The sequence below is a fragment of the Agrobacterium sp. fls2-241-TYG-188a genome, from assembly GCF_030209845.1.
In genome coordinates this window covers 1363416-1387280 of the sequence record NZ_JARVRD010000001.1, presented here as the reverse complement: position 1 = coordinate 1387280, position 23865 = coordinate 1363416, and the positions used below count along the sequence as shown (strand labels likewise).

Annotated in this window: 20 protein-coding genes and 1 pseudogene; 16 read left to right on the top strand and 5 right to left on the bottom strand. The window is 57.9% G+C overall.

Translation table 11 applies throughout. From position 1 onward, the window contains the following. Positions 1 to 103: 103 nt before the first annotated feature. Positions 104 to 226: pseudogene (locus tag QRN85_RS05945) on the bottom strand (IS6 family transposase); the annotation flags it as partial. 94 nt (positions 227 to 320) lie between these two features. Beyond that, positions 321 to 989: a GntR family transcriptional regulator gene (locus QRN85_RS05940; protein WP_284756864.1), complete on the bottom strand. Its 669-nt coding sequence runs from the start codon at positions 987 to 989 to the stop codon at positions 321 to 323. Between the two features lie 316 nt (positions 990 to 1305). Here QRN85_RS05940 and QRN85_RS05935 point away from each other — a divergent pair, with 316 nt between their 5' ends. The 16 genes from QRN85_RS05935 (at position 1306) to QRN85_RS05860 (ending at position 18046) form a co-directional block, all read left to right on the top strand. Further along, positions 1306 to 2433: a BMP family ABC transporter substrate-binding protein gene (locus QRN85_RS05935; protein ID WP_113092190.1), complete on the top strand. Its 1128-nt coding sequence runs from the start codon at positions 1306 to 1308 to the stop codon at positions 2431 to 2433. 23 nt (positions 2434 to 2456) lie between these two features. Further along, positions 2457 to 3584: an ABC transporter permease gene (locus tag QRN85_RS05930; RefSeq protein ID WP_113170730.1), complete on the top strand. Its 1128-nt coding sequence runs from the start codon at positions 2457 to 2459 to the stop codon at positions 3582 to 3584. A gap of 2 nt (positions 3585 to 3586) precedes the next feature. Beyond that, positions 3587 to 4513: an ABC transporter permease gene (locus tag QRN85_RS05925; protein WP_284756868.1), complete on the top strand. Its 927-nt coding sequence runs from the start codon at positions 3587 to 3589 to the stop codon at positions 4511 to 4513. A gap of 11 nt (positions 4514 to 4524) precedes the next feature. After that, a complete protein-coding gene (locus QRN85_RS05920; protein ID WP_113170728.1) occupies positions 4525 to 5541 on the top strand; it encodes a formamidase in 1017 nt (338 codons plus the stop codon). A 10-nt stretch (positions 5542 to 5551) separates the two neighbouring features. Then, positions 5552 to 6253, top strand: a complete 702-nt coding sequence (gene biuH / locus QRN85_RS05915; protein ID WP_113170727.1) for a biuret amidohydrolase — start codon at positions 5552 to 5554, stop codon at positions 6251 to 6253. Next, on the top strand, positions 6253 to 7308 hold the full coding sequence (gene atzD, locus QRN85_RS05910; protein WP_113170726.1) for a cyanuric acid amidohydrolase: 1056 nt from the start codon (positions 6253 to 6255) through the stop codon (positions 7306 to 7308). The genes biuH and atzD overlap by 1 nt, the downstream gene beginning before the upstream one ends. A gap of 1 nt (position 7309) precedes the next feature. Then, complete coding sequence (locus tag QRN85_RS05905) at positions 7310 to 8860, top strand: ABC transporter ATP-binding protein (protein WP_113170725.1); 1551 nt, start codon at positions 7310 to 7312, stop codon at positions 8858 to 8860. Continuing rightward, positions 8860 to 9528: a cysteine hydrolase family protein gene (locus QRN85_RS05900; RefSeq protein ID WP_284756873.1), complete on the top strand. Its 669-nt coding sequence runs from the start codon at positions 8860 to 8862 to the stop codon at positions 9526 to 9528. Before QRN85_RS05905 ends, QRN85_RS05900 begins: the two co-directional genes overlap by 1 nt. Next, positions 9521 to 9874, top strand: coding sequence for a cupin domain-containing protein (locus tag QRN85_RS05895; protein WP_113170723.1), 354 nt, complete (start codon positions 9521 to 9523; stop codon positions 9872 to 9874). Before QRN85_RS05900 ends, QRN85_RS05895 begins: the two co-directional genes overlap by 8 nt. Further along, the gene (gene atzF / locus QRN85_RS05890) at positions 9874 to 11688 is read left to right on the top strand and encodes an allophanate hydrolase (RefSeq protein ID WP_113170722.1); all 1815 of its coding nucleotides are present in this window, start codon (positions 9874 to 9876) and stop codon (positions 11686 to 11688) included. Before QRN85_RS05895 ends, atzF begins: the two co-directional genes overlap by 1 nt. A gap of 518 nt (positions 11689 to 12206) precedes the next feature. Further along, positions 12207 to 13043: a transporter substrate-binding domain-containing protein gene (locus QRN85_RS05885; protein WP_113170762.1), complete on the top strand. Its 837-nt coding sequence runs from the start codon at positions 12207 to 12209 to the stop codon at positions 13041 to 13043. A gap of 23 nt (positions 13044 to 13066) precedes the next feature. Next, the gene (locus QRN85_RS05880; RefSeq protein ID WP_113098839.1) at positions 13067 to 13819 is read left to right on the top strand and encodes an amino acid ABC transporter permease; all 753 of its coding nucleotides are present in this window, start codon (positions 13067 to 13069) and stop codon (positions 13817 to 13819) included. Positions 13820 to 13878: 59 nt separating this feature from the next. Continuing rightward, positions 13879 to 14592, top strand: a complete 714-nt coding sequence (locus tag QRN85_RS05875; RefSeq protein WP_284757236.1) for an amino acid ABC transporter permease — start codon at positions 13879 to 13881, stop codon at positions 14590 to 14592. Between the two features lie 12 nt (positions 14593 to 14604). Beyond that, on the top strand, positions 14605 to 15393 hold the full coding sequence (locus tag QRN85_RS05870; RefSeq protein WP_113170720.1) for an amino acid ABC transporter ATP-binding protein: 789 nt from the start codon (positions 14605 to 14607) through the stop codon (positions 15391 to 15393). A gap of 2 nt (positions 15394 to 15395) precedes the next feature. Continuing rightward, positions 15396 to 16736, top strand: a complete 1341-nt coding sequence (locus tag QRN85_RS05865) for an MmgE/PrpD family protein (RefSeq protein ID WP_113170719.1) — start codon at positions 15396 to 15398, stop codon at positions 16734 to 16736. Between the two features lie 14 nt (positions 16737 to 16750). Continuing rightward, complete coding sequence (locus tag QRN85_RS05860; RefSeq protein WP_113170718.1) at positions 16751 to 18046, top strand: LLM class flavin-dependent oxidoreductase; 1296 nt, start codon at positions 16751 to 16753, stop codon at positions 18044 to 18046. Positions 18047 to 18212: 166 nt separating this feature from the next. Here the strand turns inward: QRN85_RS05860 and QRN85_RS05855 are convergent, their stop codons facing one another. From QRN85_RS05855 to QRN85_RS05845, 3 genes are read right to left on the bottom strand one after another with little or no spacing between them, the layout of a single operon-like run. Next, positions 18213 to 21296, bottom strand: a complete 3084-nt coding sequence (locus tag QRN85_RS05855) for an efflux RND transporter permease subunit (protein ID WP_113170717.1) — start codon at positions 21294 to 21296, stop codon at positions 18213 to 18215. Further along, positions 21293 to 22414 carry an efflux RND transporter periplasmic adaptor subunit gene (locus QRN85_RS05850; RefSeq protein ID WP_113170716.1) on the bottom strand — a complete coding sequence of 374 codons (1122 nt, stop codon included), beginning with the start codon at positions 22412 to 22414 and terminating at the stop codon, positions 21293 to 21295. Before QRN85_RS05850 ends, QRN85_RS05855 begins: the two co-directional genes overlap by 4 nt. Then, positions 22414 to 23838, bottom strand: a complete 1425-nt coding sequence (locus QRN85_RS05845; RefSeq protein ID WP_113170715.1) for an efflux transporter outer membrane subunit — start codon at positions 23836 to 23838, stop codon at positions 22414 to 22416. Before QRN85_RS05845 ends, QRN85_RS05850 begins: the two co-directional genes overlap by 1 nt. Positions 23839 to 23865: the final 27 nt, after the last annotated feature.

Here is a 23865-nt window from a genome sequence, read left to right as displayed (position 1 = left end):
GATGTAGCGGAGTGTAGCCATAATTCTGAATGGGCGTGTCGCAAAGCTGGCGATAGGGCGCAATGAGCCGATAACCACGCAGCATTTATGCCTCGTTGACCTTTTAATGTCCGAAGAGGCTCGCGAGCAGATCGCTTTGATCGTTGACGGTCCAGTCGCCGGAAAAGCCGAAGCCTTTCTGCAGCCACAACATCGCTTCGAGCCCGGTGATGATTCGGCGCGCCTTTTTGGAGGGCTGGAAGCCCCGATCTTGGCCATTTCCAAATTCTGCGAGTTTGTAAAAGGCCTGCTAGAGGTTTCCGATCACACAACACATTCCGCTAGTGGGCGACGAAGATAAGGCTTGCATCGCTAACTATAGAAACGTGCTGATATGCCGATTTGCCCGCTTCCAAGCTGTCTTGCCGAAGAATGGCGTTTACGATTTCCTCGTGCTCCTCATAAGACTTGCGGAGTCGACCCTGCAGGCGGAATTGGGCGCGGCGGAAGGGGGCGAGCCGCGCGCGGGTTTGCATGACCATCTCGGCGATGTGGTCGTTGTGTGCGCCACGATAGAGACGGTTGTGGAATTCAGTATTGTAAGCGGCATAGTCTTCCTCGGCAGCTTCGGCAACGAGGCGTTGTGATTGGCGGTGCTCGGTTGCCAGAGCGTGCCGTTCGTCAGAGGTCATTCTCTCCGCGCAAAGCCGGGCACAAATTGCCTCCAGTTCGGCCATCGCCTCGAACATGGAGTGAAGATAGGCGCCTGTGACATTCGTCACGACAGCACTGCGGTTCGGTTCGCGTTCCACCAGCCCCATCGCACCCAGCTCTCTTAACGCCTCGCGCACAGGTGTTCTTGATACTTCAAAACGTGCTGCCAGCGAGCCCTCATCCAGTTTCGTACCTGGCGGCATCTTGCCCGTAACGATCATGTCAGCAATCGAGCGCGTCATCTGCTCCACGGTTGTTCCGGTCCGAATGACCTCTCTGCGTCTGACCTGTTTCACGAATTCCGCCTGCTTTCCCTCATGGCATACAGATGACGCCCGCGACCTGCGATGTCAAATCCGGTGCGGGCGTATGTGAAGTTGCATGCAAAAACCACACCATCCGGCTGGACCACACACAGCTGGAATAGCGGATTGCCTGAAGGCTGTGACGCACATTTATTCATCTTCAGGCATGCTTAATCTGTATGCACTTTTTATGCTTGCAGCGATACGAAGAAATATATCGATATATTTCAGTGCCTTGGAATCTGGCATGCGCATTGCATACACTTTGATGCGTACAAAACTCGCCGTAGCCCCAGGGAGCATCTCGATGACCAAATTCCTGCCTATCAATCGCCGCCACTTCCTTCAGACATCGGTTGCCGGCGCTGTCGCCGGTCTGGCTCCGGGCTTTCTTGGTGCCAAGGCCTCAGCACAAACCGCACTCACGGTCGGCTTTATTTATGTCGGCCCAAAAGATGACTATGGCTATAATCAGGCCCACGCCGAAGGTGCTGCCATCATCAGGGCGATGCCGGGCATCACCCTGATTGAGGAAGAGAATGTTCCAGAGACCGTCGACGTTCAAAAGACCATGGAGTCGATGATCAATCTCGACGGTGCCACGCTCCTCTTCCCGACGTCCTTCGGTTATTTCGACCCGCATATGCTGGCCATGGCCGCCAAATATCCCGATGTCCAGTTTCGCCATTGCGGCGGTCTGTGGCAGGAGGGAAAGCACCCGAAAAACACTGGATCCTATTTCGGCTATATCAGCCAGGGACAATATCTGAACGGTGTTGCTGCCGGTCACGCCACCAAAAGCAAGAAGATCGGCTTCGTTGCGGCAAAGCCAATCCCGCAGGTGGTCCAGAATATCAACTCCTTTCTTCTGGGCGCACGCTCCGTTGATCCAGCGATTACCTGCCAGGTGATTTTCACAGGCGAGTGGTCGTTGGCCGTGAAGGAGGCAGAAGCCACCAATGCTTTGGTGGACCAGGGTGCAGATGTGATCACCTGCCACGTGGATAGCCCGAAAGTCGTCGTTGAAACGGCAGCCGGTCGAGGCGCCTTTGTTTGCGGGTATCATGCCAACCAAAGTCCGCTCGCTCCCGAAAAATATCTGACGGGCGCGGAATGGAACTGGGGCAATGTCTACAGCAAATTCGTCAAGCAGGCGCAGGACGGCGAGCCGCTGGGCAACTTCGTGCGGGGCGGCATCAAGGACGGCTTTGTCAAGATGAGCCCGCTAGGTCCCGGCGTGTCCGAGAAAGCGCGCACGCAATTTGAAGCGACGCTCGCCGAGATCAAGACCGGCAAGTTCTCCGTCTTCAAGGGTCCGCTCAAGGACAACAAGGGCAATGAGGTTGTCGGTGCTGGAAAAGCCTATGCCGAAGATGCCATCGAGCTGGAAAGCATGGCTTACCTCGTTGAGGGCGTTATCGGCTCCACCTCCTGATTGGCACGAGCGGGGAAAGCACCATGACCTCAAAGGCAAACAACCGGGCCTTGGCCATTGCGTCTGACCATCCCTCCGCGCTGCGGCCACTTCTCGCGTGGTTGGCGCGGCGTGCCGAGCCCGCGGCGATCACGGTCGGCGCGGTGGCCGTGGGGCTGGCGCTTTTCTCGCTTTTCATTCTCGCAGTGGGCAAATCACCGCTCATGCTGTTTCAGCTGATGTATACCGGCGGTTTCGGCAGTTGGTTTTCGGTTCAAAACAGCCTCAGTCGCGCGGCACCTCTGCTTTTGACAGCCCTGTGTGTCGCCCTGCCTGCGCGGCTCGGCCTGATCATCATCGGTGGTGAAGGTGCCGTCGTTCTGGGCGGCGTGGCAGCAGCAGCGGCGGCTTTGCCGCTTGTCGGCACAGCATCGCCCACCATGGTAATCGCGGCGATGGCGTTAGCGTCCATGGCGATGGGTGGCCTCTGGATCGGCTTTGCGGGCTTTCTGCGTCACTACAGGGGCGTCAACGAAACGATTTCCTCACTGCTTCTGGCCTATATCGCTATCGCACTAATGAATCAGCTTGTTGAAGGGCCGTTGCGCGACCCGGCAAGTCTCAACAAACCTTCGACTGCACCGCTGCCTGCTGAGTACATGATGGGAGACATTCCCGGCATGGATGTTCACTGGGGACTCGTCATCGGCATCGTTGCCTGCATCGTCTCATGGGTTCTCATCGAGGTGACAAGCGTCGGTTTTGCCGCACGCATCGCTGGCGGCAATGTGCGTGCTGCACAAATTCAGGGGCTGCCGGTCGGCAAACTGATCTTCGGTTTCACGGCACTGGCAGGCTCTTTTGCAGGTCTTGCAGGCATGATCGAGGTGGCAGCGGTGCAAGGTAGCGCCAATGCGACAATTGCCGCCGGTTATGGCTACACCGGCATCCTTGTCGCCTTTCTGGCCCGCCACAATCCGCTGGCCATCATACCGGTTGCGATCCTCCTGGGCGGCCTCGATGCCTCTGGCGGCCTGATCCAGCGGCGCATGGGCCTGCCGGATGCCACCGTTCTGGTGCTTCAGGGGACGCTCTTCGTCGTCATCCTGTTCTGCGAGATGTCTTACGGCCGCTTCAAGGTCTTCAATCCCGATCTGTGGAAAAGGAGTTGACGATGGACGACACCGGTATCGGCATGTGGGGTGTCCCCCTTGCGATCCTCGCGGGCGCAATCCGGGTCTCGACGCCCTTCATCTTCGTCAGCCTTGGTGAGACAATCACCGAACGATCCGGCCGCATCAATCTCGGGCTGGAAGGCACGCTCGTCTTCAGCGCCATGACTGCCTATGGCGTGGCTGTCATGACCGGATCGGCGTGGCTCGGCGTTCTCGCCGCCATGGCCGCTGGTGCAGTTTTCGGTCTGCTGCACGGCTGGATCTGCAAGTTTCCGAAGGTCAACGATATCGCTATTGGCATTGCAATGATGCAATTCGGGCTCGGGCTGGCCTTCTTTCTCGGCAAGTCCTTTATCCAGCCGGTCGCACCGAAGCTGCCTTCGATCCCGCTCGGCGGGTGGTCGTCGCTCGGTCAGGTACAGGCGGCTCTCAATATCAACGTCCTGTTCTTCGTCGGCGCAGCACTTGCCCTCTTCCTCCATTGGGCTTTCAAGAACACGAAGACCGGCCTCATCCTGCGCGTTGTCGGCGATAGTACCGATGCGGCCCGCGCCATGGGCATCAACCCGGATCACGTGCGGTTGCTGGCGACGGCAGCGGGTGGCGCATTGGCGGCCATTGGCGGCGCCTATCTGTCGCTGTTTTACCCCGGCACGTGGAACGAAGGCATTTCGTCCGGTCAGGGCCTCATGGCCGTCGCGCTGGTCATTTTCGCCCGCTGGAACCCCATCGGCTGTTTCCTTGCCTCCCTTCTCTTCGGCGGCGCGGGTGCGCTGGGCCCGGCACTGCAATCGGTGGGCGTCACCCAGGGCTATTACCTGTTTTACGCCGCCCCTTACGTGCTGACGCTTGCCATTCTGATCGCCACATCCTCGCCTGTCCGGTCCATGGCCGGGGCGCCGGGTGCGTTATCGCTGACAAAATAAGGAAGACGAATATGAATGGTCTTGGTGGCCTCAACAAATCCGACCATGGTGTCGGCATCGGCCTTGTCCAGCTGCAACTGCCCGTCACGGTGACGAAGGCGGATCTTGCCGCCCAAACACAGGTCATCGTCGATCTCGTTGCCAAGGCGCGGCGCAACCAGCCGGGCATGGACCTCGTCGTGTTTCCGGAATACGCCCTGCATGGCCTGTCGATGGATATCAATCCCGACATCATGTGCACGCTGGATGGCCCGGAAGTCGCAGCCTTCCAACAGGCGTGCCGCGACAATGCGATCTGGGGCTGTTTTTCCATTATGGAGCTGAACCCCGGCGGTATGCCCTACAATTCCGGCATCGTCATCGATGATACCGGAGAGTTGAAACTCTATTATCGCAAGATGCACCCCTGGGTGCCGGTCGAGCCATGGGAACCGGGCGATCTCGGCATTCCTGTCATCGACGGGCCGAAGGGTGCCAAGCTGGCGCTCATCATCTGCCACGACGGCATGTTCCCGGAAATGGCCCGGGAATGCGCCTATAAGGGTGCGGAAATCATGATCCGCACGGCAGGTTATACGGCACCGATCCGTGAGAGCTGGCGCTTTACCAACCAGTCCAACGCCTTCTGCAATCTGATGGTCACAGCCAATGTCTGCATGTGCGGCACCGATGGTACTTTCGACTCCATGGGTGAAGGCATGATCTGCAATTTCGACGGCTCCATCATCGCCCATGGCACCTCCGGTCGCGTCAACGAGATCATTACCGCTGAGGTCCGGCCCGATCTCGTGCGCGAGGCTCGTCTTGGCTGGGGCGTGGAAAACAACATCTACCAGTTTGGCCATCGCGGATATGTGGCCGTGGCGGGCGGCGCGCAGGACGCGCCCTATACCTACATGCACGACCTCATCGCCGGGCAATACCGCCTTCCCTACGAAGATGCCGTGAAGGTGACGGATGGCACCTCCTGCGGCTTTGAAAAGCCCACAAGGCTTTATGGAAAAATCTCAAAACCGGCTGACAAATAGGAGAGACATCATGGATGCGAAGGTTGAAACCGCAGGGCATTATATCGCTGCCGATCCCTATCCTTGGCCCTATAACGGGGCCTTGAGGCCGGACAATACCGCGCTTGTCATCATCGACATGCAGACTGACTTTTGCGGCAAGGGCGGTTATGTCGATCACATGGGCTATAATCTGGCCATGGTGCAGGCGCCTATCCAGCCGATCAAGTCGGTGCTCGCCGCCATGCGGGCCAAGGGCTATCACGTCATCCACACCCGCGAGGGGCACAGGCCTGACCTCGCCGACCTTCCGGCCAACAAGCGCTGGCGCTCGCAGCGCATCGGTGCTGGCATTGGTGATGCCGGACCCTGTGGGCGCATTCTAACACGTGGCGAACCGGGCTGGGATATCATTCCGGAACTCTACCCGGTCGAGGGTGAGACGATCATCGACAAGCCCGGCAAGGGCTCCTTCTGCGCCACGGATCTTGAACTGATCTTGCACCAGAAGCGCATCGAAAACCTTATTCTCACCGGCATCACCACTGATGTTTGCGTCTCCACCACCATGCGCGAGGCGAATGATCGCGGCTTTGAATGCCTGCTGCTGGAGGATTGCTGCGGCGCGACCGACTACGGCAATCATCTAGCAGCCATCAAGATGGTGAAGATGCAAGGCGGTGTCTTTGGCGCGGTCTCCAATTCCAAAACGCTGGTGGAGGCACTTCCCTGATGCCGTCCATGCGTGCCCATGTCTATCGCGTTGCCGCAGACGGACCCGATGACGTCTCCGGCGTCGAAGCCCTGATTGCACGGGGCCTCGATCCGAGAACCATCGTCGCGGTCCTTGGCAAGACCGAAGGCAATGGCTGCGTCAATGATTTCAGTCGCGGTTATGCCAGCCAGAGTTTCGAAGGGCTTTTTCGCCGCTACGGGATCGAAGGCGTAACAACCGTCATGTCGGGCGGCACGGAAGGCGCGCTATCGCCGCACTGGACGATTTTCACCCGCGAGGCGGTCAACGCCTCGGGCGAGCGGGCGCTTGCCATCGGCACATCGCGCACACCGCACCTTCCCTTCCACCATCTTGGTCGACGCGAACAGGTGACGATGGTGGCAGAAGGCGTGCGCGCCGCCATGCGCGATGCCGGTATCGACAATATCGCAGACGTTCATTTCGTTCAGATCAAGTGCCCGCTGCTTACCCTTCGCCGCATTGAAGAGGCGCAAGAAGGCGGAGAGACTGTTGCAACGCGTGACACGCTGAAATCCATGGGGCTTTCACGCGGAGCCTCGGCTCTGGGTGTCGCAGTCGCATTGGACGAAGTCGAAGCCAGCGACATAGCGGACGCGGACATCGGCACACGGCAAGATCTGTTTTCTGGATGCGCCTCCACCTCGGCTGGCGTCGAGCTGACGGATCACGAAATCATTGTGCTCGGCATGGCAGACGGATGGTCCGGCCCCTTCGCCATAGACCATGCGATCATGCAGAGCGCTATCGATACCGCTTCGGTACGCGCGGCGCGCGTCCGTTTGCCTGAAAGGGCGAGGATTGCCGCAGTCCTTGCCAAGGCAGAGCCTGATCCTTCCGGAAAGGTCGGCGGCAAACGCCACACCATGCTGGACGATTCCGACATTTCCGGCACCCGGCATGCGCGCGCCTTCGTCGGTGGCGTACTGGCAGGCGTCTTCGGCATGACCGACCTCTATGTATCCGGCGGTGCCGAACATCAAGGACCACCCGGCGGCGGGCCTGTCGCCATCATCGTTGAAAAGGAGAGTTGAGTTGAGCGTCATTCGCGATACGCCCCTTCCACAGGCTGGCCGCGCCATCGGCATCCAGACCCTGGCCATGACGATGCGCTTCGGCAGTTTCACCGCCCTCGATAACGTCTCCATCGACATACCCGCTGGCAGCTTCCACGCTCTTCTTGGAGAAAACGGTGCAGGCAAGTCGACCTTGGTCAAATGCATCATGGGCTTTTATCACGCGACGTCAGGCTCGCTGTCCGTCAATGGTCGAGAGGTATCGGTCGCTTCTCCCAAGGATGCAGCGCTTTATGGGCTTGGCATGGTCTATCAGCATTTCACGCTGGTACCGTCGCTTACGGGTGCTGAAAATCTCGTCATCAGCCGCGCGAAAGTCCCTGCCGTCATCAGCTGGGCGAAAGAGCGTCGCGACCTTTCCAACTTTATGGAGCGTATGCCGTTTCGTATTCCGCTGGACCGCCCGGTCAGCGAACTTGCCGCTGGTGAAAAGCAGAAGCTCGAAATCGTCAAGCAGCTCTATCTCGGTCGTTCCTTCCTCGTGCTGGACGAGCCGACGTCTGTTCTGACACCGGCGGAAGCTGACGAGATGCTGGGTCTGGTGCGCGGCATGACCGAGCGAGGCGAACTGACGGTCCTGATGATCAGCCACAAATTTCACGAAGTGACGAAGTTTGCCGATTCCGTCTCGATCCTGCGGCGCGGCAAACTCGTCGGAACTGGAAAGATCGGCGATCTGTCCAAGGCCGACATGGCGAAGATGATGATCGGCGATGTGAAGCTTGCCGAGCTCGATAGCCGGCGACCGGTGCGTGAGACGGCTGACCCCGTGCTGAAAGTCGATGGCATCACCGCACCCGATAGTTCCGGGTTGAAGACCATCGACATCGCTCACCTTGCCGTTCGTGCCGGCGAGATCGTCGGCATCGCTGGAATCTCGGGCAATGGGCAAAAGGAGCTTGGCGAAATTCTCGCCGGACAGCGACCGATCACGACCGGTCGCGTCACCGTCAACGGCGGGACCTATGGAGCGACACGCGCTGAAACCCGCAAGAACAATATCCGCTTTATACCGGAGGAGCCGTTACAGAACGCGTGCGCGCCGAAAATGACGGTGAGCGAAAACCTGGCATTTCGAAGCTTCGATCTGAAAGCCAATGGCAAAAACGCCATGTGGCTGAACAGGCGCAATATGCGCGAGAAAGCGAAAGCATTGATTTCCGATTTCAAGGTAAAGACCGCGTCCTCCTCGTCACCCATTGCCGCACTTTCAGGTGGCAACGTCCAGCGGGCGGTTCTGGCACGTGAACTCACAGGGGATGTTGATCTCCTCATCGTTTCCAATCCCTGCTTTGGCCTCGACTTCTCGGCAGTCGCGGAGATTCGCGCTCGCATCATGAAGGCCCGCAATTCCGGCACAGCCGTTTTGCTGTTGTCGGAAGACTTGGACGAGTTGCTGGAAATGTCGGATCGCATTCTGGTCATCTCGGAAGGCAGGCTGGTCTACGAAACACCTGCGCTCGGCGCCGATATCGGTGTCATCGGCGCTCATATGGCAGGACATCACTGATGGTCGAAATCAAAGCCCAACCCTTTGCTTTTCCAGCGCGGCTGAAGGAAATGGCGCTCATCGTTATCGACATGCAGCGCGACTTTCCAGACCCCGGAGGCTTCGGGGCGAGCCTTGGCAATGATGTGAGCGGAATCGCCAGGATCGTTCCTGACGTCAAGCGTCTGATCGAAGGCTTCCGCACAGCTGGTCTGCCCGTCATCCACACGATGGAATGCCATCGCCCCGACCTTTCCGACCTTCCCCCTGCCAAGCGCGATCGCGGCACTCCCTCGCTGAGGATCGGCGATCTCGGCCCGCTGGGTCGCGTGTTGATTGCCGGGGAGCCTGGGACCGCGATCCTGCCGGAACTGGCACCCATCGAAGGCGAGGTCGTGATCGAAAAACCGGGCAAGGGGGCATTTTACGCCACCGGTCTTGGGGACGTGCTGAAAAGCAAGGGCATAACACAGCTCGTTTTTGCCGGCGTAACGACCGAGGTCTGCGTGCAGACGACAATGCGGGAAGCAAATGACCGTGGTTTCGAGTGCATCCTCGCTGAAGATGCGACGGAAAGCTACTTCCCCGATTTCAAGGCTGCCACGATTGCGATGATCCGCGCCCAGGGTGCCATTGTCGGCTGGACGACAAAGATAGACGACATTCTGGAGGGGATTTCCCATGCCTGAGACAACACGCCCATCACTGACATCGGGCGGATGGAAACAGCTGCCTTTTGAAGCCTTTCGCGAGGGCGTCACGATCCACTGGATTCACCGCTTTGAAGGCGACCAGCCGGGCGTCGCGCTTCTCAAATACGAGCCCGGCGCAGCGGTACCGCGCCACCGCCACGAGGGCCTTGAAACCATTCTGGTGCTGGATGGCATCCAGTCTGACGAGACGGGTGACTTTGATTACGGCAGTTATATCGTCAATGCGCCGGGCACGGAACACTCCGTCTGGAGCGCAAGCGGATGCGTGGTGCTGATCCAGTGGGATCGGCCCGTGACAATATTGAAAGAGGACATGGCTTAATGCGAACGACACCCGCGCTCGATATCACCTCTCTGCACAGCTTCTACCAACAGGGTGGCAGCATTTTCGAGATCATAGAGGCGGTTTTTGCCCGTATCTCGGAAGTAAACGATCCCGGCATTTTCCTCCATCTGGCCGACAAAAAATCCCTGATTGTTGAGGCGGAAAAACTGGGGGGCTATGATCCGGCCAAGCCACTCTTCGGCGTTCCCTTTGCTGTCAAGGACAACATCGATGTCGCCGGCATGCCCACCACGGCTGGATGCCCTGACTACACCTATCATCCCGATAAAGACGCGACCGTCGTTCGTTTATTGAAAGAGGCTGGCGCTCTCGTTATCGGCAAGACCAATCTCGATCAGTTCGCCACCGGACTCGTGGGCGTTCGCTCACCCTATCCGATCCCGAGGAATGCCATCGATCCGACGCTCGTCCCGGGAGGGTCGTCATCCGGCTCGGCAGTGGCGACGGCCCATGGCATCGTCAGCTTCGGGCTCGGCACCGATACCGCTGGCTCCGGTCGCATTCCGGCGGGTCTCAACAACATCGTTGGGCTAAAACCCAGCGTCGGGGCCCTATCTTCGACAGGCGTCGTGCCTGCCTGCCGGACGCTGGACTGCGTCTCCATCTTTTCGCTTACGGTTGATGACGCATGGAGGGTGTTTTCCGTTGCGGCCCAACAGGATGAAACCGACGCCTATTCAAAAGACCTTCCGGCCAAAGGCTATGGGTCCAGTCCGCCTGTGCTGAAGATCGGCGTTCCCGCACTGCAGGATCGGAAATTCTTCGGTGATGAGGCTATGGCGGCGGCTTATTCTGATGCACTGAAAACGCTTGAAGAGCACGGTCATCATATTGTTGAAATGCCTTTTGCCGATTTCTACGATGCCGCCAATCTTCTTTACGAGGGCGCTTGGGTTGCAGAACGCTATGCGGCCGTGCAATCATTTTTTGATACAAAAGAAGAAAGCTTCCATCCGGTCACCCGGGAAATCTATAGGGGTGCGAAATCTCTCACCGCAGCGGAAGCCTTCAACGGGTTCTACGCCTTGCAAGCGCTGAAGAAAAAGCTTGCCCCCGCCATTGCCTCGGTCGATCTCCTTTGCGTGCCGACCGCGCCGCGCCACTATACGCTAGCTGAGCTTGCGGCAGAACCGATCCGAGAGAACTCTCGCCTTGGCACCTATACCAACTTCGTCAACCTGCTCGACATGTGCGGCATTGCGGTTCCAACAGGCAAGCGCCCGGATGGTCTGCCAGCCAGCGTGACCCTGCTTGCACCCTCCGGCAAGGACGGCTTGACCGCGACAGTTGCGCGCGCGCTTCACGGCGCCAGCGGCCTTCCACTCGGCGCCACCGTGCGGCCCGAACCTGCAGCCACCGCCGCGCCTGAGCCTGAGGCCGAAGCCGGCGGCGAACTGATCGATCTGGTCGTCGTCGGGGCCCATCTGTCCGGCATGCCGCTTAACCATCAGCTCAAAGAGCTAGACGCCGTGTTCAAACGCACGGCCAGAACCCAAGGCTGTTATCGCCTCTATGCCTTGCCAGGCACCACACCCGCAAAGCCAGGCATGGTGCGTGTCGGTGAGGGAGAGGGCGGCGAAATCGAGGTTGAAGTCTGGGCACTCGCTCCCGCAGCCTTCGGCACCTTCGTCGCCTCGATACCCGCCCCGCTTGGTATCGGAACCGTAACCCTTGCAGATGGCACCACGGCAAAAGGCTTTCTCGCCGAGCCGATTGCTTTGGTAGGAGCCTCAGACATAACGACGTGGGGCGGGTGGCGCGGCTATACTGTCGGAAACAGCAATTTTTAAGCTTTGAAGATTTGGTGCATATTCGCTGTAGCAGAGGGATAGAGTTTTAGGTGGCCGAAGCTGCCGATAGTGATCTACGCGGCCCGCCATACATTTCGGAGAGGATAGCTAGCCGCCTGCTTGGTGAAAACAATATCGAGACCAACCCATTTCAGGCTAATTGCAGTCAATGCATTTTCTGACCTGCATGCATCAATGGCATGGTATAGTCTGCCATCCAAGCTATTTCCTTCTAGAGGAGAGCATCCGCGACCTGGCATCCAGGAGTTGATCAATAGCCATCGTGTCTTCTGAAATTGGACGGCCAGGAGTTGACGAACAGCGCCCTGCCAGTCCCAAGCCGACATTCTCACCTCAGAACGTCTGGATCACATTCTCGCCTAGGATATCTCCCTTCGACCACGCCTAGTTCATTCCTAGGATGTAAAATTATTTCTTTTTTGGTTCCACTCTTGGAATATCTCTCCTCGCTGCGAATAACGCCTTTGGCTATGTTTGCCGCAAACGAGGAGTCATCGATGTTTGCCAAAGCCATTACTAAAGCTATTTTCGGGGTCTCCATTTCGCTTGCAACACTGGCGAGCACTCAGGCTTTTGCGGATGCCACGCTTGACCGGATAAAGGGTCGTGGCAAGCTGACCGTTGGCGTTATTCTCTCAGGTGCGCCGTTTGGATTTATCGATCCAAAGTCGCAGGAGCAGAAAGGCTACAATGTGGACCTCGCGAAAGCGCTGGCCGCGGATCTCGGCGTGGAGCTGGAAACAGTCACTGTGACGCCGCCAAACCGGGTGCAGTTTCTGCAGCAGGGCAAAGTCGATATCCTCATTGCCAACATGCAATATACTGACGAGCGCGCCAAGATTCTCGACTACGTGCCAACCGCTTATGACCGGGCCGGTGGCGCTGCTGTCGTGCGCAAGGATAGCGGCTTGAAGGATTGGGCTGATCTCAAGGGCAAGCCGGTGTGTATCTCGCAGGGTTCGAATTATGCCCAGCCGCTGGCGGAAGAATATGGAGCCATCGTAAAGGCTCTGCCAAGCCAGCCTGAATCGCTGCTGGCACTTCAGGGCGGCAATTGCGTTGCAGCGGTGCATGTCGGCGCCACGGTGGGCTTGCTGCTGGTTGACCGTGCAGACGAGTGGAAAGACTTTGCCATTCCGTTTCCAACTGAGCTGATCCCGTCCGACTCGGTGATCTGGCTGCGCAAGGACGAAAGTGACACCAAGACTGCTCTTGATTCCGCTGTGAAGAAGCTTCACAAATCAGGCAAGCTGCTTGAGATGGCGAAGGAAAACCGCTTGCTCAATACCAAGTATCTGGAAGAAGAGAACAAGAAGCTTTCTGCCGTCCAATGAGCGGAAGCCCGCGGTAAATCCTGATGAATGATGTGAATTTCACAAGCCTGTTCGTCGACCTGACGAGCAGGCTTGGTCTCAATTATGAATTCCTGGCAACGGGTTATGAGGCGCAGATCTGGCGCGATGGTTTCATAACCACGCTCTATCTTGTCGCCATCACTATTCCCGTCAGTCTGGTATTCGGATTGATTTTTGCAGGCTGCCTCACATCAGGCAGGCTTTGGCTGTCTGCGCCGGTGCGCGCCTTTGTTGAGCTGACCCGCAACACGCCGACACTTGTGCAGCTTATGTTCAGCTTTCTCGTACTGAACACATTTGTCTCCAACCTGTTTGGCGGGGCGCAGCACAATCCCCTGTCTCCCTTTTTCTGGGTGGTTGCCGTAGTTGGGCTGCATGTCGCGGCGCTGCATGCGGAAGCCATCCGCGGCGGCATTGAGGCTGTCCCGTCATCGATGATCGAGGCGGCGCGAGGCATGGGCTTCAGCCAGTTCGAAATCCTGCGTTATGTGCAGATACCGCTGGCGTTTCGCGCTTGCCTGCCCGCTATTGTCAACGGGCTGATCAGTCTGGTCAAATCGACAACCGTGGGCAATGCCATTGCCGTCAGTGAAATCACCTATGCGTCCATCATGGTATGGACACAGCGCGACAACGTCGTTGAGCTGATGATTGTCCTTCTCGCCTTTTTCAGCCTGATCAATTTTCTCATCGCCCGCGCCGGTTCGTGGGTGGAGCGAAAGCTGGCCGTTCCGGGATACGGGTTATCAGCATGACACAGACCCATGCACCCAAGGAAAGCAGCGGTATTCTGCGTTATGCCGGGTTCGTTGCCATGCCGCTTCTGGTTGTCGTCTGGTCCCTTGTTGACCTGACACTGGGCAAGGAACTGGTGACGTGGCTTCCCTATCTTGCGTCCGGCTTTTTGATGAATATTTTGATCACACTCTGCGCGATCACGATCGGCACGACGGCAGGTGTTTTGCTCGGCCTCATGCAACTGGCGCCTTACTGGTTCATTCGCTGGCCAGCGGCCATCTACGTCCAGATTTTTCGTAACGCACCGGCGCTCGTTCTGATCTTTGCAACCACCTACATCTTTCCCTTTGAGGTCGTATTGTTCGGCAACTATCTGGCGTTTCCTGACTGGATCAAGGCGGTGATCGGCCTTGCCATTCTTGCCAGCGCCTACATAGCCGAAATCACCCGGGGTGCCGTGCTTTCCATACCGACGACGCAGTGGGAAGCGGCCAAGGGGCTTGGCTTTTCCCGCATGCAATCGCTCCGTTTCGTCATCCTGCCGCAATGTGTGCGCCGCTCGCTGCCACCATGGATGAATGTCGCGTCTTCGATTGCCATGGGTACATCGCTTGCTTCGCTTGTGGGCGTGCATGAATTGATGCATGCCGCGACCGACGCCAGCACCGCGGTACGCAGGCTTGATTTCACCATTATTGCCTATGTTGTCGTCATGGCTGCGTTTTTCACGCTCTGCTACCCGATATCCCGGCTTACCCGCCGCCTCGAACAGCGTTTCAACGCGGGCTGAAGGATTTTGACGATGACCGCATCGAACGATTCCGAAATCGTGAAACTTGAAGACGTCCACCTGTCTTTCGGCAATACGCAGGTGCTCAAGGGCATTGATCTCACCGTCAATAAAGGTGACGCCGTCTCGATCATCGGTCCCTCCGGCTCCGGCAAATCGACCCTGCTGCGCTGCATCAACGCGCTGGCCATGCCGCAAAGCGGCAGGATCACCGTGGCGGGGGCAAGGGTGGACACGCTGACGAAAGAAAGCGAGCGTATTGAACTTCGCAAGCGTGTTGGCATCGTGTTCCAGCAATATAACCTGTTTCCGCATCTGACCGTTCTCGACAATATCGTGCTTGCGCCGACGCGCATTCTGGGTGCCGACCGCACGGCGACCGAGAAACTTGCGCGCGAATTGCTGGAGAAAGTCCGGCTGTCTGAAAAGGTTGATGCCTATCCCGGCCAGCTTTCCGGTGGCCAACAGCAGCGCGTGGCGATTGCCCGTGCATTGGCCATGAAGCCGGAACTCGTTCTGTTTGACGAGGTTACATCGGCGCTCGACCCTGAAACGGTGGGCGAGGTTCTGTGGGTTATCCGCGACCTCATCCGTGATGGCATGACCAGCATCCTCGTGACCCACGAAATGCGTTTTGCCGAGGAGATCAGCGACACGGTTGTGTTTACCGAAAATGGCCGCGTCGTGGCCCACGGTTCGCCGAAGGAGATTTTTCACGATTCCGACAATTCCCGTATCCGACAATTCGTCGGCGGCTTGTCCGGTGCCCGCGCCTCGGTGCGTGACGGCGAAGGTATCTGACCATGGAGAATGCCAAATTCACGACTGCCTTTGCCAAGGCAATCGTCCAATCCGATCCGAGCGGGGATCACGCTGCAATGGATGCGGCGCGCACGGCGATAACGGATTTTCTGGCCTGTATGATTGCCGGAGCCAACGATCGCACGGCGGGTATTCTGGCCAATGCCATCGGTGCCGATTTGCCGGGAAAGGCAATCCTTGTCGGACATAGTAGACAAACAGATCCGCTGGTCGCGGCAGTGCTAAATGCATATGCAGGCCATGTGCTGGATTATGACGATGTTCATGCAAGCGTTCGAGGGCACCCGACAACAGTGATTGTGCCTGCACTGCTGGCGCTGGCCGCAGAACGAACCTTCAGTGCAGATGCTTTTATCGCGTCTTACATTGTTGGGCTGGAAGCCATGGCGCGGCTGGGGCTTTCTGTGGGCTCCAGGCATTACGAAAACGGATTTCATGCCACGGCAACGCTTGGGCCCGTGGGTGTCGCAGCCGCGATCTGCCACCTGAGCGGCGCATCAGTGCAAGAAACTGCCGTTTCGCTTGGACTGGCCGCGACACAGGCTGCCGGGCTGCGGTTGCAGTTCGGGTTTGATGCAAAGCCTTATCATGCCGGCATGGCCGCACGGTCCGGCCTTCTCGCGGCACGATTGGCAGCGGCAGGCTTTGGTGGCGCGCCTGATTTTCTGGACAATCCGGTCAGCTTCTACGCCGCCTATGCATTTGGCGCAGCACAGCCGGAACTGACGAGCAAAGACTGGGGTGAGCCATGGCAGATCCTGTCACCCGGCCTGACGCTCAAAGCCTATCCCTGTTGCACGGCGAGCCATCCTGTCGCCGCGCTCGGCATCGACCTTCACGGCGAAAAGTTGAAAGCCGAGCAGATTGACAGGATCACCTTCACCTATCCGCCCGGGGCGGATGCGGCTTTGGTCGTGACAAGCCCGCGCAATGGCATCGAAGCGCGGTTTAGCCCGGAATATGTGTTTGCCGCCGCATTGCTCGATGGCACATTGCGGCTTGACCATTTCGATGAACGTCCGGTCGAGAGCCGCATCATGGCGCTCGCCAGCCTTGCCGGCCGCCAACATGATGAAACGGCACCGCGCATGACGAGTGATCCGACCACGCGTTTTGTCGTGCTGGATATTGCGCTCAAAGATGGCAGCACTATCCAGCGTCGCTTCAATGGTCTGCCGGGCGTGACTGATCCGACGCAAAAATTCCAGGACGCAACTGCGGGCAAACCGATTTTTGCAGATATTCCGGACCTTGTGCGCAGCATGAGGAGTGAGGCAGATTTTGCCCGGCTTCTTGAACTGCTTAATCAGAACTTCGTTTGACGAGAGATTTTACCATGAGTGCCAAGAGAAAAATTCATCTGGGTCTTTTCCTTCAGGGTGCGGGCCACCACGTTTCCGGATGGCGTCACCCGAATGCGGAAGCAGGCAGCGAAAACTTCGATCTGCTGCGCCGCGTTTCGCAAATGGCCGAGCAGGCGAAGTTCGATATGGTTTTCCTGGCGGACGGCCTGACCAGCGGTGTGGATGCGCATCCGTCGACAATTGCGCGCTTCGAACCGCTGACATTGCTTGCCGCACTTGCGCTGGTGACTGAGAAGATCGGTCTGGCCGCGACGTCCTCGACCACCTATGGCGAGCCTTACCACACAGCGCGCTCCTTTTCCTCCATCGACCATCTCAGCCACGGTCGTGCCGCCTGGAACATCGTGACGACATCCTATGCCCGCACGGCGAACAATTTTTCGAAATCGCACCCGGAGCATGACGAACGTTACGCGGTGGCCGAAGAATTCGTCGATGTCGTTCGCGGACTGTGGGACAGCTGGGATGATGACGCCTTTATCAAAGACAAGCAGAGCGGCGTCTATGCTGACCCGAACAAGGTGCATATGCTTGACCACGCGGGTAAATATTACTCGGTCAAAGGTCCGCTCAACATTCCCCGTTCTCCACAGGGCCATCCGATCCTCATTCAGGCCGGGTCATCAGGCCCCGGACAGGATCTCGCCGCCCGCACGGCTGACGTGGTGTTTACGGCTCAGCAGAGCCTCGCCGAAGCGCAGGCTTTCTACAAAAGCCTGAAGTCCCGCGTCGAGAAGTTTGGCCGCAGGCCCGACGATGTCGCCGTCATGCCCGGCTTCCTGCCGGTGATCGGTCGCACCTCCAAGGAAGCAGCGGAAAAACTTGCCGAGCTTGACCAGTGGACAGATCTGAAAAGCGCCATGCCGCTTCTGGAAGAGCGCATCGGCCACAGCCTTGCCGACTACGATCCCGATGGTCCTCTGCCGGATCTGCCGATATCGGACCAGTTGCGCAGCCGGGCCGAATTGCTGACGGCTCTTGCACGCCGCGAAAGCCTGACGATCCGTCAGTTGGCCCTGCGTGTGGCCGCCGGTCGCGGCCATCACATCGTCCTTGGCACGCCAGTCGAAATTGCCGACCGTATGCAGGAATGGTTTGAAGGACGCGCCGCCGATGGCTTCAACGTCATGCCTCCCTTCTTCCCGGAAGGCCTTGAGGACTTCACGCAGCTTGTTGTCCCGATCCTTCAGGAAAAGGGTCTGTTCCGCACGGAATATGAGGGGTCAACGCTGCGCGATCACCTCGGTCTGACGCGCCCGCCGCTGTAACGAACCCAACACATCCAGCGGCATCAGTAGCGCATCTGGTCATCTCTTTCTCCGGTGCCAAGCAAATCACATGGCGGGATCGTCTCGAACGATATCGGCGTCTGTCGGACGTCGTGACCTAATGCAGCGCCTGGGTTGCCACCGGCAGGTCTTGACCGCGTGAGACTTAGGACGGGGACGATTCCTTCGCCTGTTTGATCTCGCGCCTTCCAGTCTTCGCCTTAAGCCATACAAGTGCGTCATCCAGAAAGGTGAAGACCACCGGGATGACCAGAAGGCTTAGGAAAGTGGATGTAATCAATCCGCCTATCACAACGACACCCATGGGCTGGCGAAAGCTTGAGTCTCCCGAGACGAGACTGAGAGCTGCTGGCAGCATGCCCCCGGCCATAGCGATGGTCGTCATGATGATGGGGCGTGCTCGCTTGTGGCAGGCATCGACAAGGGCATCATAACGGGACATGCCAGCCCGGCGCGCCTCGATTGCATACTCCACAAGGAGGATGGAGTTTTTTGACACAATCCCCATCAGCAGGATCAAACCGATAACGGCGGGCATTGAAAAGCTGGTTCCTGTGAGCACCAAAGGTAACAGGGCCCCGCCAAGCGCCAAAGGCAACGCCATCAAAATCGTGACGGGTTGCAGGAAATCATGAAACAGCAGGACCAGAACCGCATAGATGCAGAAAATGCCGATCGCCATGGACGTGCCGAAACTGCTGAACAGTTCGCTCTGTCGTTTCAATTCGCCCTGCTCGACGAATTTCACACCCTGCGGCAGGTTTTTATAGCTGGGCAGTTGTGCGGCCTCTGCTGTCACCTCGGAGAGGTTTCTGCCATTCAGCTCTACTGAAAGCGATACGTTGCGCGATCGGTCAAGTCGGTCGATCTGGCTCGGACTGGAGCCTATGGAGATATCGGCGACAGCTCCTAGCGCAACCTTGCTGTCCTTACCCTCGACGGGGACAAGTGAGATCGCATCAAGCGATTGACGGCTCTCGCTGTCAAGCATGACACGGATGGCGATCTGGCGTTCGGGCAGATTAAGCTTCGACAAGGCTGCATCATAGGCACCCGCCGTCGCCACTCGAATAGCCTCGGCAATGGCCTTGGACGTAACACCAAGCGAGGCCGCTTGCGCAAGATCGGGTTTGATGGTGACCTCCGGCGTCTGCATGGCCGCAGAGGAGGTGACATTGCCGATGCCTGGAAGAGTGCGCAGATCAGCCTCAAGGCTCGCTGCCGCATTATCAAGAAGATCAGAGTCGTCGCCTGCTAGCGTGAGCGTGAGTTTTGTACCGTTGCCTCCAGAGCCTATTTCCAGACGAACGCCGGGCAACTGCTCCAAGGCTTTCCGTATGTCATTCTCAATCTGCGCCTGCTTTATATCGCGGTCGTCGATCGGTGTCAGATTGACGACGAGCGTGGCACTGTTGGTGCTTGAGTTCGACGTGCTGTTCATCCCGCCCGTAGAGGCAGTGCCAGTTGCCTGAAACACCGAGGTGACGTGGTTTACACCTGCGATGATCTCTGATGCCTTTCGCGCCGCCTCGTCGGTCGCTTCAATCGTCGATCCATATGGCGTGGTGAGGGTAACTTGCGTCTGGCTATTGTCAGAAGCCGGGAAAAAGCCTGTCGACAAATGCGACAACAGCAGGATCGTTAATGCCAGAAACCCGACCGTCCCAAGCACGGGAATCCAGCGGCGGCGTAATGCACCTTTCACAAGCCAGAGGTAACCGCGCATAAGGCGGCCGTCCTCGTCATGTGTCTTGCCGCTGGCCTTCATCATATATGCCGCCATCATTGGCGTTACCAGTCGCGCAACCAGAAGCGAGGCGAGAACGGCAACCGACGCCGTGATACCGAACTGCTTGAAGATAATGCCGGGAATGCCCCCCATGAAAGCGGTTGGGAGGAAGACCGCGACCAAGGTAAACGTGGTGGCAATAACAGCAAGGCCGATCTCGTCAGCGGCCTCCATCGCTGCCTCGAAGGGACTTTTGCCCATGTTGAGATGTCGCTCGATGTTTTCGATCTCGACAATGGCGTCATCCACGAGAATTCCCACCACGAGGGAAATCGCCAGCAGGGTGATGGTGTTCAACGTATAGCCAAGCAGATACATCACGAGGAAAGTCGGAATGATCGACAGCGGCAGGGCAACAGCCGCCAAAAGCGTCGCACGCCAGTCGCGCAGAAACAACCAAACGACGAAAACGGCGATCAGGGCGCCCTCATAGACCATGTGCATAGAGGATTCGTAATTTTGCTCGGTGGGCACGATGGTATTGTAGGCTTCCTCAATCGTCACGCCTGGATTGGCCGCGGCAAATGCCTTCATCGCGTCGCGAACTTTCTCCGTCACTGCCGTATCCGAATAACCTTTTGAACGCTTGATCTGAGCGGCGATTACGGGTTTGCCGTTCAGGTACGCAAGCGAGGTCAGGTCGTTGTGGGTATCCGTCACCGTTCCGAGTTCGTCCAGTCGAACCCAACTCCCGGCTGGCAGAGGGATAGGTAAAGACCGGAGCTGTTCGACACTGTCTGCCGTTGCCAGCGTCCGGACAGACTGACTTTCGCCGCCAATCCTGCCCTTGCCTCCAGACAGATCAGACTGGACCGCTTCGACCTGGCTGTTGACATCATTCGCGGTCAAACCGAGGCCCTCGAGCAGATTTGCGTTGAGCTCTACCCTGACTTCTCTATCGACCCCTCCGAGGCGGCCGACTTCACCAACACCGTCCACCGCCATCAGCGCGCGCGACAGATCGTTGTCGATGAACCAGGACAGCTCTGCAGAATCCAATTTGTCTGAATGCACGACGTAGGTGATGAGTGGCGAGGCGTTCAACGACTGTTTCGAAACGATTGGCGCGTTCATTTCTTCCGGCAGGTCGTTATTTGCCTGGTCGACAGCACTCTTGACCTCATCCAGTGCTTCCTGGGTGTCCTTTCCGACCTGGAAGGCAACAGAGATGCTGACAGAACCATCGGTAATCGTTGTTGTAACGGAGTCCAGCTTGGAAAGGCCCGTGAGTTCATCCTCGATCTTGCGAGCCACTTCCGTTTCGAGCTGCGACGCCGCCGCCCCATCCAGCGAAGCACTGATTTCGATGGTTGGAAGATCCATATCGGGGAAATTCTGGACGTCGAGACGATTGAAGGCCCACAGACCACAGGCGGTCAACAACACGAAAAGCAGAACGGGCGGAACGGGATTGCGGATGGACCATGAGGAGAAATTCATTTTGCTCGCTCCTTCCCGGCGATCGTGGCACCGTCAGACACTCTGACAACCGAGCCATCTGCGAGGAAAGCGCCACCTGCTGTGACGACCCTGTCCGCCTTTTCGATACCAGAAACGATCTCAACACGGTCGCCCTGTCGGCGGCCTGTTTCGACGCGCTTGCGCGCAACGGTTACCTTGTCGGCCTCATTCAGAATGAAGACATAGGAAAATCCGTCCCGGAGCGTAACGGCGGTCGCTGGCACCGTCAGTGCATCGGTGTGGTCGAATTCGAAGTAGCCGCTGGCGAGTATGCCGGTCTTCGGGGTTTGCATTCCTGCCTCGGGCTGAAGGGTCACATAAACCGTGACCCGACCGTTATTCGTGGACGTGGTGGGTGAAACCAACCTGACCACGCCACTTATATGACCGTCAGGCGTCGGTATAACTGCTCTGGTTCCTTGCTTTACATCGGCCAACCGCTTGACCGGCAATTCGGCCTGCCATTCGACCCTGCTCTGCCGGATGAGCTTGAACAGCTCGTCACCGGCATTCACGACGTTACCGAGAGAGGCCGAACGTGCCGATATGATCCCATCATCGACGGCATATACCTTTGTCCGGTTCAGTGTCAGTTGCGACGATGCCAGCGCTGCTTTCGCAGAGAGAACGTCGGCTTTTGCCTTGCGCTCGCTGATCAGATACTCCGTCGTTTGCTGCTTCGACAACGCACCGGACCCCGTCAGTCCTCGGGCGCGATCCGCATCCGCAACCGCTTGATCCAGCGCCGCTTCCTGCTTTTCGACGGTGGCCCGTTGCTGTTCCAGATCCGCCTGCGCCGTATCAGCGGAAAACTGCACCAGCAGGTCTCCCTTTTTAACTGTCGCACCGATATCTGCTTTGACGTCGATGATTTTAAAGCCGCTGACCTCGGCGGCGATGACTGCCTCATCCCATGCGGCAAGCCGACCACTTGCCGGAATAGTCACCGGCCAGTTCAAGAGCTGAGGATTGGAAACGCTGACTGTCAAAGCTGCGGCTTGAGAGCCGGTCTGTGCGGCGTCTTCGCTGCGGGCCGAGTGTGGCATGAAAGTTATGGCAACCGCCATGGCGAGAGAGGAAAAAGCGAAGCTACGCATCAGTGTGTTCCAGTCGTGAGGGCATTCGAGGCGCCAGACGGAGCGGACCAACCGCCTCCCAGGGACTTGTAGAGTGCGATCCAGTACCGGACCGCGTCGCGCCTGATTTCGATGAGTGTTATGGCGGCAGACTGCGCAGAGCGACGGGCTTCTTCGCGGTCCAGAATACTGGCCCCGCCAGACTTCCAGTTCTCATCAACCGATCGGAAATAGCTCTGGTAATTGTCGGCTGCAATTTTGGCGTCGTTAATACGCTTCAACGCGGTATTGACGTTGATCAGCGCTGTCTCAACGTCGGATACTGCGGTCAGAACGCCGGATCTGTAGCTTGCGACAGCAACGTCGTAATCCGCGACAGCACTTCGCACTGCCGCCCGTCGCGTGCCTCCATCGAACAGCGGTATCGATAAGGCAGGACCAAACGACCAGGGAACCGACCTGCCGGATACGGTAGCCTCGCTGATGGAAATCGATCCACTTAAACTCAGACTTGGGTAGAGATCAGCTTTTGCTGCGCCGACATCTGCGATCGTCGCTGCTACCTCGGCCTCCAGAGCATTGACGTCAGGCCTTTGCCGCAAAGCCTCTGCCGGGACGGAGGTAATGCGCACGACTGACGGCTGTGGAATACGGCTCTTTCCCTTATTGAGCAGCTTTCGAACCGAAAGCTCGTCTGCGGCCGTCAGCTGAACAATCGACTTGACGAGGATTTCACAATCCCCGTGTTGAGATGTCAGGCTGGACGACGATGTTGCCGCGCTGGCTCGCGACAGCGCGAGATCGGCGGTCGAAGTAAAGCCAGAATCTGCGGATTTTTCAGTGGCCCGTATCGTCTCTCTTTGCGACGCAAGCTCATCTCGATAAAGCCGTTCCAACTGGCGGCAGGCGCGATATTGGACGTAATAATCGCCCAACTCAGCCGCGACGGAAACGCGTGCGTCATGCCACGACCAGACCTTGCCTTCAGCTCTCGCAGCCGCGGCTTGTGTCTCTTTCTTGGTCTTTCCAAACAGATCAAGCTCCCAGGAGGCATCCAGTCCGCCACTCTTGCTCGTTCCGGCTCTGATTTTGTTGAGGTCATCTCCCTTGTTTCCCTCACGCGACGCAGAAGCGGACCCATCGAGTGACGGGAATAGGCCAGCTCGTGCCGAATCGAGCGACGCGCGGGCCTTATCGATGTTGGCAACCGCCTCCTGAATGGAGGGATTCCCTCGCTCTGCCAGATCGAGCAATTCCGTGAGCGAAGGATCTTTAAAACTGGCCCACCAGTCTACGAGATCAGCGGAGCGGCCACCATGTGGCAATGTCTCGTGCCAGTATGAAGCCACGACGGAATGGGAAGGCTTGAGGTCGCCAATGGCCGTGCAGCCAGTTAGCGACACAAAAGTAGTGACGATGGATATGGAGGAAAAAAATCTGCGCATGCGTTAAGGCTGCCTTGAGAGCTGACG

Coding starts and splice junctions, on each gene's coding strand:
- QRN85_RS05935 (WP_113092190.1), top strand. CDS start 1,306: ATGACCAAATTCCTGCCTATCAATCGCCGCCACTTCCTTCAGACATCG.
- QRN85_RS05930 (WP_113170730.1), top strand. CDS start 2,457: ATGACCTCAAAGGCAAACAACCGGGCCTTGGCCATTGCGTCTGACCAT.
- QRN85_RS05925 (WP_284756868.1), top strand. CDS start 3,587: ATGGACGACACCGGTATCGGCATGTGGGGTGTCCCCCTTGCGATCCTC.
- QRN85_RS05920 (WP_113170728.1), top strand. CDS start 4,525: ATGAATGGTCTTGGTGGCCTCAACAAATCCGACCATGGTGTCGGCATC.
- biuH (WP_113170727.1), top strand. CDS start 5,552: ATGGATGCGAAGGTTGAAACCGCAGGGCATTATATCGCTGCCGATCCC.
- atzD (WP_113170726.1), top strand. CDS start 6,253: ATGCCGTCCATGCGTGCCCATGTCTATCGCGTTGCCGCAGACGGACCC.
- QRN85_RS05900 (WP_284756873.1), top strand. CDS start 8,860: ATGGTCGAAATCAAAGCCCAACCCTTTGCTTTTCCAGCGCGGCTGAAG.
- QRN85_RS05895 (WP_113170723.1), top strand. CDS start 9,521: ATGCCTGAGACAACACGCCCATCACTGACATCGGGCGGATGGAAACAG.
- atzF (WP_113170722.1), top strand. CDS start 9,874: ATGCGAACGACACCCGCGCTCGATATCACCTCTCTGCACAGCTTCTAC.
- QRN85_RS05885 (WP_113170762.1), top strand. CDS start 12,207: ATGTTTGCCAAAGCCATTACTAAAGCTATTTTCGGGGTCTCCATTTCG.
- QRN85_RS05880 (WP_113098839.1), top strand. CDS start 13,067: ATGAATGATGTGAATTTCACAAGCCTGTTCGTCGACCTGACGAGCAGG.
- QRN85_RS05875 (WP_284757236.1), top strand. CDS start 13,879: ATGCCGCTTCTGGTTGTCGTCTGGTCCCTTGTTGACCTGACACTGGGC.
- QRN85_RS05870 (WP_113170720.1), top strand. CDS start 14,605: ATGACCGCATCGAACGATTCCGAAATCGTGAAACTTGAAGACGTCCAC.
- QRN85_RS05865 (WP_113170719.1), top strand. CDS start 15,396: ATGGAGAATGCCAAATTCACGACTGCCTTTGCCAAGGCAATCGTCCAA.
- QRN85_RS05860 (WP_113170718.1), top strand. CDS start 16,751: ATGAGTGCCAAGAGAAAAATTCATCTGGGTCTTTTCCTTCAGGGTGCG.
- QRN85_RS05855 (WP_113170717.1), bottom strand. CDS start 21,296: ATGAATTTCTCCTCATGGTCCATCCGCAATCCCGTTCCGCCCGTTCTG.
- QRN85_RS05850 (WP_113170716.1), bottom strand. CDS start 22,414: ATGCGTAGCTTCGCTTTTTCCTCTCTCGCCATGGCGGTTGCCATAACT.
- QRN85_RS05845 (WP_113170715.1), bottom strand. CDS start 23,838: ATGCGCAGATTTTTTTCCTCCATATCCATCGTCACTACTTTTGTGTCG.